This is a genomic window from Ureibacillus endophyticus (genome assembly GCF_024159215.1).
Classification (GTDB): domain Bacteria; phylum Bacillota; class Bacilli; order Bacillales_A; family Planococcaceae; genus Ureibacillus; species Ureibacillus endophyticus.
Genome location: NZ_JAMYWW010000001.1, coordinates 3083577 through 3095396, shown reverse-complemented (window position 1 = coordinate 3095396; position 11820 = coordinate 3083577). Strand labels below are relative to the sequence as shown.

Here is an 11820-nt window from a genome sequence, read left to right as displayed (position 1 = left end):
TGATTAAGATTTTGTATCAAGGGAAAATAAGGATTGAATGAAGGAATAGAGAAGGAGTAGAGCAGCTATGAAAGAATTATTACCAGATCAAGTAGAAGAACTATTAGAAATACTAAAAAATCGTTTTGAAGATAATATGGTTCGTCATGAGGATGTCCAGTGGGAGAAAGTACAAGAAAAGTTGGTAGCCAATCTTGAGAAACTATGGTCACTGAATGAAATGGAAGTAACAGGTGGGGAACCAGATGTTGTAGGGTATGACAAAGAAACGGATAAATATATTTTTTATGATTGTTCAGCAGAAAGTCCTTCAGGGAGAAGAAGTGTTTGTTATGACCATGAAGCACTAGAAAAACGTAAGAAAAATAAACCTGAAAATAGTGCAATAAATATGGCTACAGACATGGGTATTGAGATTTTAACGGAAGAACAATATAGAGAACTTCAAAAGCTTGGGAATTTTGATTTGAAGACTTCAAGCTGGGTGAAAACTCCTGATAATATTCGAAAATTAGGAGGAGCCATTTTTTGTGACCGCCGCTATGACACGGTTTTCATGTATCACAATGGGGCAGATTCCTATTATGCTGCTAGAGGATTCCGTGGTTCATTGAGAGTTTAGAAAAGGTTGTTTTTATATAGAGAGTACTGGGGCTATGCAGATAATAGAATTTCTGCATAGTCCTTTTCTTCACTAAAAATTTCAATATGGTCTTTTCCCTTATGTGTTTAGAGTTTCTTGTTCTCTGATTTCATGTAACTGATGTGCAAGTTCATTTAGTTTTGCTTTATCCAGTAATTTGTCTTTGTAGTGATTTGGTAGTTTTTCATAGCCGACTTCTAAACCTTTTAAACCACCTGCAATGGCTGCAATCGTATCACTATCTCCACCCATATTTGTTGCGCCTATTATCACTTCCTCGAATGTATCGCTATTTAAAAGCCAATATAAAACCCATTTCATTGAATTCACAACAAATCCATCAGGAGGGCAATCGGGTTTACTAGCTGCATTTTTTTCATAACGTGTATTTTTTATTTCATCTAAAATACTTGATTTTAAATCTTCATTGTTTAATACGCGATAGGCAATTCGATTATAAATGACACACGCTTCACTAGCTAAATCATCATAATGAGTCATCTTGGAATGAGCAATAGTCAGTTCTTCAATTTTATCAAGTTTTGGATAGGCTAATGCAATCGGTAAACAGCGCATTAAACTACCATTTCCTGCACTTTTCCCATCCAGATAGTCATGGGCACTTTTTGCAGCTTCAAACCAATTGCCATTAAAACGATCAAAAACAACTCGAATCGTAATGCCAATATCTTTAGGGTCTGTATTTTTCCACTTCAAAAACTCTTTTCCCATATCATCTATTGGATTATTGCGGTTGGTAATGATCCCTTTTGCTACGGCAATAGTCATAGCCGTATCATCGGTTGTTTCTCCTGGTAGTACATCCCAGCATCCGCCACCGATGATATCATCTACAATCCCATGCTCTTTTTCAATTTCTTTTTGTGACATAAATTCCGTTGTTGCTCCCAAAGCATCACCAATTGCTACACCAAATAAGCCTCCGAGAATTCTATCGAGCATACTTACATCTCCATTCAGTAGTATTATTTATATTTTATATCCATTAAACGAAGTGAACAAATTAATGAGATCAATAATAAAGTAGATAGTGGGAGTAAATAGCAAAACTAGATACTATACATCTAAGTTAGTTATGAAAGTTTTAGAAAAAATAATTTAATCGTTAACTATACTTAACGATTAAATTATTTTAAGAAAGTTGACTTAGAATGTATAATATTACTTTGTCATTTTTATAAAATTATGGAGTTGAAATAGATTTGAAATCACAACAAAAAACGCAAAAATTTGTTCGTTACCAGCACCCTAACAATAACATTTATTATGGAATTTTAGATGGTAATGAAATTATGCAATTATCTAGTAATTTTAATGAAATTGTGAATGATGAACTAAAATATGATGGAATAATTCTAAAATACAATGAAGTGAAAATTTTAGAGCCTGTCATCCCTTCAAAAATTGTTAACTTTGGTTGGACATATGCAGCTCATGTGAAGGAGACAGGAGGAATAGAAAATCTTAAAGAACCATTTTTATTTTTAAAACCACAATCTTCTATTATTCCAGACCAAGCAGAAATCATTCTTCCACCAAGAGAGTTAACAAATCAGGTTGAATTGGAAGGAGAAGTAGCACTGATTATTGGAAAACGCGGAAAAAATATAAAAGAAGAAGATGCGTTAGATTATGTTTTTGGGTGTACGATTTTTAATGATGTAACAGCAAGAGATCTCACAATGAAAGACCCACAATTTACAAGGGGGAAAGGTTTTGATACGTTTGGTCCATTGGGGCCGTGTATTGTAAAAGGTATCGATCCAACGAACTTACGAATTGTAACAACCTTGAATGGTAAAATAGTTCAAGATGCGAATACAAATCAAATGACATTTTCTATTCCTTTCCTAATTAGTTGGATATCAAAGGTTATGACTTTAGAACCTGGAGATGTTTTGGCGATGGGTTCCCCCGCAGGAAGTTGTCCAATGAAATCTGGAGATACTGTAGTAGTAGAAGTAGAGCATATCGGGAAACTTTGTAATTATGTAAAATAGTAAACATTAGTAGAACAACCATATCCAAGGTATGTTCTACTATTTTTTATGGTAGAAGTAAAGGAAAGTCGACCAGCCTCTGGGAAAATTGAATCCATAATAAAAACCTGTAAAAGAATAAACTCTATTTTATTCTAATATTATAATTGTAATAATATTTTTGGATTTTTTTGTAAAAACCCTATTGAAAACTACAAGTAAAAAATTATACTAATGATGACTTTAATAATTGGATTTCCCATTGAAAGAAGATGACTGAGTTATGATGAAGAAGGTATTAAAACTTAATGTAGTAATTAATATACTAGTCATTTTAGTGGTATTCTTTGCTACTGTCATTCACTTATACTCTTCAATGGATGCTTTAAGGACGTCATTAACCAATAATTATCTTGAAAGTAATCATAATTACGCTATTAAGTTAGCGGAGGAAGTAGATTACATTACAGATGAATTGCAAAAAAGAATTATCACTATTGCTAATCTTTCCAGTTCCTCTGATTTTAGACAACAAAGTAATTTGGACACCCTTTTTTATTCAGAGAATGATCACTTTAATTCAATCTTCTTTACAGATACCAATGGAGTGATTCAATTAATAAGTCCAAGTGTTATTAATACCCCTGATAACATAAGTGTTAGAGCTGGTACAAAAATTGATTCAGAAATAATGAAGCGAGCATTAACTGAAAAAAAACCTTTTATTTCTGAAGTATATAAAACGAAAAGTGGAACGTTATTTTTACTTGTAACAGCACCTGTTTTTAACGAACAGAGAGAGCATATAGGTGTAATGGTTGGGACTGTGTATTTAGAGGATCAAAATGCTATTAAAATAGCACTTGGCACTCATGGATATGATGATGGATCATATGTTTTTGCAGTTGATAAAAAAGGTCATATTATTTCTCACCCTAATATTAGTAGAATTTATGCAGATATAAGTGATAATCCTATTATGAAAATATTAAAACAAGGAAAAAGTGGATTTGATAAGGTAACAAAAGGGGATAAGGAATATTTTGCAGGGTATACGACTACTAAAAATTTAGGTTGGGGAATTGTTTCCTTAACACCAGCATCGACTATTAATGAACCTATAAATGACTTACTAATAAAAATTGTAACAAGGTCATTAACGACTTTAATTATTTTATTAATCATTGCAACTTTTTTAGTAAGAAGCATAACAAAGCCGTTAACTGAATTAGCTCTGTACTCTGAAAAGTCGATTCTTAATAGAAAAATTGATATCGGTAAAGATGATATCAATATACAATCACATATTTACGAAATAAATCAACTTTATCGTCAAGTGAAAAGTCATTTAGTTATGTTAAAGAAAGAAGTGCAATTAGATGGTTTAACTGGGCTTGCGAACCGAAGAACGTTTGATGAGATAATAAAAGATTGGATAAATAAAAGACAATCTTTCTCAATTATATTTTTAGATATTGATAATTTTAAAAAAGTAAATGATACGTATGGTCACTTAGTCGGTGATGATGTGTTAAGATATTTATCTGCCACTATTAACAATTTTTCAAGTGAAGATGATTTAAGTTTTAGATATGGTGGAGAAGAGTTTGGAATATTACTTAAAAATAAAAGCGAAGACGAAGCATATAAGATTGCTGAGCAGCTTAGACGTAAGATAGAACAAACTGCGAGTCCAACAGGAAAGCCAATTACAGTTTCTTTAGGTGTGACAAGTCTAAAGGAGATGGATAACCATCCGAAAACTATTATTGAAAGAGCAGATTACGCCCTTTACCAATCGAAGAAAACTGGAAAAAACAGAACGACATTGTACAAAAAGCAAGACTAGTTACTGCTAACTATTGAAATATTATCCGATTAATGCATAATAATAGGGATGCACAGATAATAAAAAGTTTCTGCTCATCCCTTTAATTTCATATGTAGATGGAATACAAGCTTATTGCATGGTTACAATTGAAGTAAAGGTACAGAAACATTTTTTACATAAAAGGAGAACCAAAATGACGAATAACGATTTATTAATTAGGCTGCGATATGCTTTAGATATTAAAAATAATGATATGGTGGAAATTTTCCGTTTAGGTGGGATGGATTTTTCGAAAGAAGAAATACTTAAAATCTTAACTAAGCCAAAAGTAAATGAAGATGGTGAATATGACTTAACACCAAGTGATGATTTTATTCCATGCGATTATGACATGCTTGAAGCGTTTTTAAATGGTTTTATTATTTTTAAACGTGGTAAACAGGAACAAAAACCAAACCAAGAGAAATCAACGCCACCAACTACTAAGAGAGATACACCGAATAACTTATTTATTAAACGAGTGAAAATTGCATTAAGCTTAACAACAGAAGATATGTTAGACATCTTTAGTGAAGCTGGTTTAAGAGTTTCGAAAGGGGAACTTGGTGCAATCTTGCGTAAGGCAGATCATCGAAATTACAAAGAATGTGGAGATAACTTTACACGAAACTTTATTAAAGGATTAACATACAAATATCGTGGTACACCTGAACAATAATTAATAAAATACATCATTGTATTATAGAAAACTTGGTCTCTCGTATATTGAGAAGACCAAGTTTTTTTCATTATATATATTGCGTCATGTAGATAGAGACGGCATGAACACGGTTTTTCGCATTCAGTTTGACCATGATGGATTTAATATATTGTTTAATGGTTGCTTCACTTAATAAAAGTACGGTTGTCATTTCCTTTGTGGAGTAACCATTTGCTAAAGCGATTAAAATATCATTTTCACGGGGACTTAGTTTAGGGTGTTGGATTTTCTGAGGTTGAATCAATAATTCACCAGCTATTTTACCGAACAAAGAAAATTCCTCAAGTTGTTGTGGAGGGTACAGAGGATCTTCATTTAGTATCTCTCTGCAAATATAACTAATCGTTATATTATTTGCGATAATAGGAACTACTAGTAATGACTTAAGTTGATAGGGTTGCTGATAACGACTAGTAATCTGGGTAATAATATCTTTGCCGGAATAATAGATAGCTTCTTTCTTTTCGATAGCTTGTCTAATTGCTGGTAATCCACGAATATCATCTCGAATATAATTAAGCGCATGAAGTTGCCCATTGTCTAACAGAGCTACTCCTTCTCCCACATAACCGATTGGACTAAAACGATAGAATGAAAGTCTCTCACCTTTAAATAACTTTTCAAAAAGTTTTAGGATGGAACATATTTGCTCTTCTTGTGAATGTAAATGTACTATGCTTTTCAACTCTTCTTTTATTGTCCATGAATCTATTTTCATTCAATCACCCCTAATTATTTAATATGCAAAAAATCATACAAAAAGTAGTACATATTCTAAAAATTTCACCTATTTTGTTAGTGAAAATAGCTAAAAGTAGGAATTACACCGAAAAAGATAGTTTGATAGTATTTAGTTAGCATACAAATGCATGCGAATTTCTAAATAAGGGGATGAAGAATATGGGTTTATCAAATAATGCGAAGGTGTATTTAGAGGCATTTTATAGTGGTCCAAAAATTCAGGATTTAACTCCAGATGTTGTACGTCAAGCATTGAACGCTCCAGTTCCAGAAGGTGTTGAAGTACCACCTGTTGCGAAAGTTGAAAATCGTCAAATTCCTGTTCATGAAGGCGAGATTACTGTACGTATATACACACCTGAAGGAGAAGGACCATTCCCATTATTTGTTTATTATCACGGTGGCGGCTGGGTACTAGGGAATTTAGAAACTTCGGATGCAGGTTGCCGATTATTAGCTGAAAATACAAAACGTGTTGTGGTTTCAGTTGATTATCGATTAGCACCAGAATTTAAATACCCTGTACCAGTAGAGGATAGTTATGCGGCACTATGCTGGGCACATGATCATGCTGATGAGTTAAATGCAATTGCAGATGACATTGTGGTCGGTGGAGACTCGGCGGGCGGAAACTTAGCAACGATTATGACAATTCTTAGTGAAGAGAATGATGGTCCAGCGATTTCAGCTCAAGCTCTAATTTACCCAGTAACAAACCTTGACTTCACTACAGCGTCCTACGAGAAATTTGCAGACGGATTCGGTCTTGATAAAGATTTAATGATTTGGTTTGGTGAGTATTATGTGAATAGTGAAGAAGATTATAAAAACGTAGATGTGTCGCCTTTATTGTGTGAGGATGTAAGCGCTTTACCTCCAGCAATCATTGTGGCTGCTGAAAATGACGTACTGTTGGATGAAGGTGCACAATATCGCGATAAATTAAAAGATGCCGGTGTGAAAGTAGAGTATACAGTGTTACCTGGTAGCATACACGGTTACTTTAGCAACATGGCTGTTTTTGCAGATGAAACAAAAGAGACAGTGAATGCAATCGCTCAGTTTTTAAATGCTTTAAAAGTTAATTCTTAATAAGGGGGAATTATAATGGAAGCGAAACAATTTGATGCGATAGTAGTTGGTGCGGGGTTTGCTGGGCTTTACATGTTGCATAAGTTAAGAGAGCGAGGACTAAATGTTCGAGTTATTGAAGCGGCTGATGGGGTAGGCGGAACATGGTACTGGAGCAGATATCCAGGCGCGAGATGTGACTCGGACTCAATCTATTATAATTTTACATTCTCAGAAGATTTATATAAAAAATGGCGTTGGAAAGAGCGTTATGCTGCACAACCTGAGATATTGGAGTATCTGAATTTTGTAGCAGATGAATTAGAATTACGTCCGGATATCCAATTCGAGACTTATGTTAAAAAAGCAACGTTTAATGAGGATACGAAGTTGTGGGAAATTGAAACAGATACGGATGAATTATTTGTTGCGAAATATTTCATTAGTGGTGTTGGCTGTTTATCAACAACAAATATTCCGCCATTTGAAGGAGTTGAGTCTTTCAAAGGTGAAAAATACCATACTGGAAGATGGCCACATGAAAAAGTTGACTTCACAGGTAAACGTGTTGTTGTCATCGGAAATGGTTCAAGTGGAGTACAAGCAATGCCACTGATTGCAAAAGAAGCGAAAGAGCTAACACTATTAATGCGCACGCCGCACTATGTAGCGGAAGCTCGAAACCACCCGTTAACAAAAGAACAACAGGATGAAGCAATCTCGAAATATGATGAAATTCGTGATTCATTCTTCACAACACCTGGTGGAATCCGTATGTTTACAACAGGTAAATCTGCTACAGAATTTACACCACAAGAACAAAAGGAAACGTTAGAGTATGTTTGGAAAACTGGTGGTCTAGCATTAGGCTCAGTGTATCCAGATGTTTCGGTAAACAAAGATACGAATGCAGTTGTTTCTCAATTTGTTCGCGATAAAATTGATGAGATTGTGAAAAATGAATCAACAGCAAAAACATTGCATCCAAATTATTATATTACGACGAAACGCCTGATTATCGGCACGAATTATTATGAAATGTTTAACCAAGACAATGTAAATCTTGTCTCTTTAAAAGATAATCCAATTGTGCGCATAGTCGAAAACGGTGTTGAGTTGCAGAATGGAACAGTTGAATGCGACGTCATTGTTTTTGCGACAGGCTATGACTCGATGACAGGCTCGATATTAAGAATGGATATCCGTGGTCGTGGAGGACAACCATTAAAAGAGAAATGGGAAGAGGGCAAGGGAGTAAAAACATATTTAGGATTATCCGTTCAAAACTTCCCGAACTTCTTCATGATTACAGGTCCTCAAAGTCCATCTGTATTAACGAACATGCCATCATCAATCGAGCAGCATGTTGACTGGATTGACAGATGTATTGAATATTTAGAGGAAAACAATATTCAAACAATCGAGGCACAGGAAGAATCGGAAAAAGAATGGGCGAAGCAATGTGACGATATTGCAAATCAAACATTGTTCCCATACACAAATTCCTGGTATACAGGTGCGAACTTGGATGGAACAAAACGAAGCGGCTTTGTTATTTTCGTAGGCGGTTTAGACAATTACCGCAAAATCTGTGACCAAGTAGCGGACGACAACTACAACGGCTTCACACTAACACGTGCTGAAGTGTTAAATTAGAATATCGATTGCTTTTGACAACCACAATGTAATTTTGTTGTGGTTGTTTTTTTGGTGGCGGAATTCTATGGATTGTTTGTTGATAGTGCTAAACCTTGGCAAAATGAATCTTAAAATTTAGTAAGTTTGCGATGGTGATGGTATTCATAACATAGTTGAATATAAAAATAAAAGCAAACTAGAGATAAGTGTATTCATCAGCCAAATGAATACGAAAATTAGGTAGAAATGCGCAGAAATGGTATTCACAGCACTGATGAATACAAAAATAAGTGAGCAAACTAGAGAAAAATGTATTCATCAGCCAAATGAATACAAAAATTAGGTGGAAATGAGCTAGAAATGGTATTCACAGCACTGATGAATACAAAAATAAGTGAGCAAACTAGAGAAAAATGTATTCATCAGCCAAATGAATACGAAAATTAAGAGGAAATGCGCTAGAAATGGTATTCACAGCACTGATGAGTACAAAAATAAGTGAGCAAACTAGAGAAAAATGTATTCATCAGCCAAATGAATACAAAAATTAGGTGGAAATGAGCTGGAAATGGTATTCACAGCACTGATGAATACAAAAATAAGTGAGCAAACTAGAGAAAAATGTATTCATCAGCCAAATGAATACAAAAATTAGGTGGAAATGAGCTAGAAATGGTATTCACAGCACTGATGAATACAAAAATAGTGAGCAAACTAGAGAAAAATGTATTCATCAGGCAAATGAATACAAAAATTAGGTAGAAATGCGCTAGAAATGGTATTCACAGCACTCATGAATACAAAAATAAGTTAGGTATTTTACTCATAATAAGCCCACTGATGAACGCCAACTATTTTATAATTACGTTTTAATATTTCACCTATTTTTCTTTTAGACCTCACCACTTTACACCAATCAAAAATAACATTCGTTGTTATCCGCTCATTAGGAAAAAGCTGCTTAAATTCTTTCACACTCCGTAATACTGCTGATTCAACCGGTTCTTGTTGGCCGCATTGCGTACAGATACACGTTTTACCCTCAATCAGAACTGAAATCCCTCCACACATTTTACAAGAAATCCCCTTTTGTAGTTGAGCATATTCATAGGTAGGTAATTGCTTATAGGGGGATTCTTGTATATGAAGTGATACTAATTTCTCCGCTAATGCTCGGTGCTTTTGCGTGATTTTAGATGTATTTCTATCTAGTTTTTTTAAAAATCGATTAATCTGGGTTGGAAAGATAATTGGTGAATCTAGTGGTGCTTGATACAGGGTGAATTCTGAGTTAATAAAAACAATCCAAGCATTGATGGGAATATTAAATCCTAGTTTTTGAAGTAACATATCGAATAGAGACTCTGTTCGTTTTAATTGAATAAGCGGATCGACCATTTCTGTTTTTGGTCGCTTGTAAAATCGATTTGATTGATAATAAAAATCCCCTTCGAAATTTTTCACCTCAAAAAGATAAATAGCATCAGGCATAATTAATAAGGAATCAATTTGATATGTAGTGTTGTTCGTTGTAAGAAGCAAGTCGTTAATTACTAGGCAATCACATTGGAGTTTTTCTATTAAAGTATCAAACATTCTTTCGCCATCATGACCCTTTTTAAGGTTGTTAAAATACTGCTTATCTTGTTCAGCTAAGTTCATGCGTTTGTTTAATAACTCATAACATTGTAATTCAATAGATTTGGACCTAGTTTTTAAAATCATTTTTTCCTCCTTGTTTTTATATTTAACATACTATAAAAATTTCCACATAAATAGAGCAAAATCTCTTTCATGTCAAATATAAAATTTCAATCAACCTACTGATTATAATTACCAAAATTCCCCTATAATTAAGAGGTGGTAAAATCGCCTGAGGAGGTAGTAAAATGAGCAGAATTATACATTTCGAAATACATGTGAATGATATGGAAAATGCTAAGAAATTTTATGGTGAAGTATTTGGTTGGACGTATCAAGATTATTCTGAATATGCGGGGATGCCGTACTTTGGAGTGGTTACCGGAGGTGACGAAGAACCAGGGATAAATGGTGCTCTAATGAAACGTCAAGGACCAGCTCCTGAACCTGGCCAAGCTTTAAATGGCTATGTATGTACAATCGGTGTAGCGGATTATGATGCTACTGAACAAAAGATTCTTCAACAAGGTGGTAAAGTGGCGTTGCCTAAGTATGCATACCAGGAATGGCATGGCAAGGTTATTATCTTGATACAGATGGCAATATTTTTGGAATTCATCAACCGGACCAGAATGCAAAGTAAAACGTTTTAGAGAAGTATATATGGGAATAATGTTTGTAGATGGATGTTAAGTACTCGTCCATCTATTTTTTGTTAATGGAAGGAGACAAACATGCTTCAATATATAAGAAAAGGATCAGGGGAAGTTCTCGTTTTCATCCATGGATTTTTAGGAGCAAAAGAAATATTTAGCGAGGTTATCGATGAACTTTCTTCTCAATATGATTGCATTGCAGTAGACTTACCAGGTCATGGAGAAAGTAAGGTAGAAAAAGAAAGCTACTCTGTCTATTTTTATGCAAAAGCAGTAGCTGATGTTTTAGCACATGAAGGCATTAAGGATGCGACTTGGCTTGGGCATTCTATGGGTGGATATATTGTGTTAGCAGCAATTGAAAAGGGAATTGCACCTATCAATAGAGCAATATTAGCATATTCATCCGATTTAGCTGATACTGATGAGCAGATTAAAAAGCGTACAAATCAACAACAAGAAATTGCAGATAATGGGGTTGAGCACTTTGTAAATAATGTGTTAGGTGCGTTTTTTGGTGAAAATCCTAAAGTAGAGCATGTAAATTTTGCGCGGAACATTGCTTATAATGCGTCAGAAGAAGGGCTAGTGATGGCACTTGAAACAATGAAAAATCGACCTTATCAGCATAATTTAGTCGAGCAATTGAAAATCCCAGTTCTAGTCATTGAAGGTTCAGAGGATAATGTAGTAAAACCAATTGAAACGAGTAACCCAAATGTGAAAAAAGTAAAAACTAAAACAGGTCATCTAGGGATGTTGGAGGATTCACAAACCTTTACACAAACAATCCGAGAATTTATGTCATAAAAGAAGCCACCTCCTCAGAAAAGGGGTGG

General features: G+C 34.4%; 10 protein-coding genes and 1 pseudogene. 8 read left to right on the top strand and 3 right to left on the bottom strand.

What is annotated here, in order from left to right; translation table 11 throughout:
* The first annotated feature begins 67 nt into the window (after nt 1-67).
* Entirely contained in the window at nt 68-622 is a 555-nt protein-coding gene (locus NKR20_RS15355) for a DUF4256 domain-containing protein (RefSeq protein ID WP_253427366.1), read from the top strand.
* A 99-nt stretch (nt 623-721) separates the two neighbouring features.
* On the opposite strand, the gene NKR20_RS15350 is transcribed toward NKR20_RS15355, so the two are convergent.
* Complete coding sequence (locus NKR20_RS15350; protein ID WP_253427363.1) at nt 722-1606, bottom strand: ADP-ribosylglycohydrolase family protein; 885 nt, start codon at nt 1604-1606, stop codon at nt 722-724.
* A gap of 260 nt (nt 1607-1866) precedes the next feature.
* Here NKR20_RS15350 and NKR20_RS15345 point away from each other — a divergent pair, with 260 nt between their 5' ends.
* The 3 genes from NKR20_RS15345 (at nt 1867) to NKR20_RS15335 (ending at nt 5192) form a co-directional block, all read left to right on the top strand.
* Complete coding sequence (locus tag NKR20_RS15345) at nt 1867-2664, top strand: fumarylacetoacetate hydrolase family protein (protein ID WP_121215511.1); 798 nt, start codon at nt 1867-1869, stop codon at nt 2662-2664.
* Between the two features lie 262 nt (nt 2665-2926).
* A complete protein-coding gene (locus tag NKR20_RS15340) occupies nt 2927-4492 on the top strand; it encodes a sensor domain-containing diguanylate cyclase (protein WP_253427361.1) in 1566 nt (521 codons plus the stop codon).
* A gap of 175 nt (nt 4493-4667) precedes the next feature.
* Nucleotides 4668-5192 (top strand): YehS family protein, encoded by a 525-nt coding sequence (locus NKR20_RS15335; protein WP_253427359.1) that lies wholly within the window; start codon nt 4668-4670, stop codon nt 5190-5192.
* 70 nt (nt 5193-5262) lie between these two features.
* Here NKR20_RS15335 and NKR20_RS15330 read toward each other — a convergent pair whose 3' ends face one another.
* The gene (locus NKR20_RS15330) at nt 5263-5952 is read right to left on the bottom strand and encodes a response regulator transcription factor (RefSeq protein WP_121215514.1); all 690 of its coding nucleotides are present in this window, start codon (nt 5950-5952) and stop codon (nt 5263-5265) included.
* Between the two features lie 182 nt (nt 5953-6134).
* Here NKR20_RS15330 and NKR20_RS15325 point away from each other — a divergent pair, with 182 nt between their 5' ends.
* Both NKR20_RS15325 and NKR20_RS15320 read left to right on the top strand, forming a co-directional pair.
* Nucleotides 6135-7067 carry an alpha/beta hydrolase gene (locus NKR20_RS15325; RefSeq protein WP_253427358.1) on the top strand — a complete coding sequence of 311 codons (933 nt, stop codon included), beginning with the start codon at nt 6135-6137 and terminating at the stop codon, nt 7065-7067.
* Between the two features lie 15 nt (nt 7068-7082).
* Nucleotides 7083-8702: a flavin-containing monooxygenase gene (locus NKR20_RS15320; protein WP_253427356.1), complete on the top strand. Its 1620-nt coding sequence runs from the start codon at nt 7083-7085 to the stop codon at nt 8700-8702.
* An 801-nt stretch (nt 8703-9503) separates the two neighbouring features.
* Here the strand turns inward: NKR20_RS15320 and NKR20_RS15315 are convergent.
* Nucleotides 9504-10409 (bottom strand): nuclease-related domain-containing protein, encoded by a 906-nt coding sequence (locus NKR20_RS15315; protein WP_253427354.1) that lies wholly within the window; start codon nt 10407-10409, stop codon nt 9504-9506.
* Between the two features lie 164 nt (nt 10410-10573).
* On the opposite strand from NKR20_RS15315, the pseudogene NKR20_RS15310 reads away from it, so the two are divergent.
* Nucleotides 10574-10968 (top strand): annotated as a pseudogene (locus tag NKR20_RS15310) (VOC family protein).
* A gap of 91 nt (nt 10969-11059) precedes the next feature.
* The gene (locus tag NKR20_RS15305) at nt 11060-11791 is read left to right on the top strand and encodes an alpha/beta fold hydrolase (RefSeq protein WP_253427352.1); all 732 of its coding nucleotides are present in this window, start codon (nt 11060-11062) and stop codon (nt 11789-11791) included.
* Nucleotides 11792-11820: the final 29 nt, after the last annotated feature.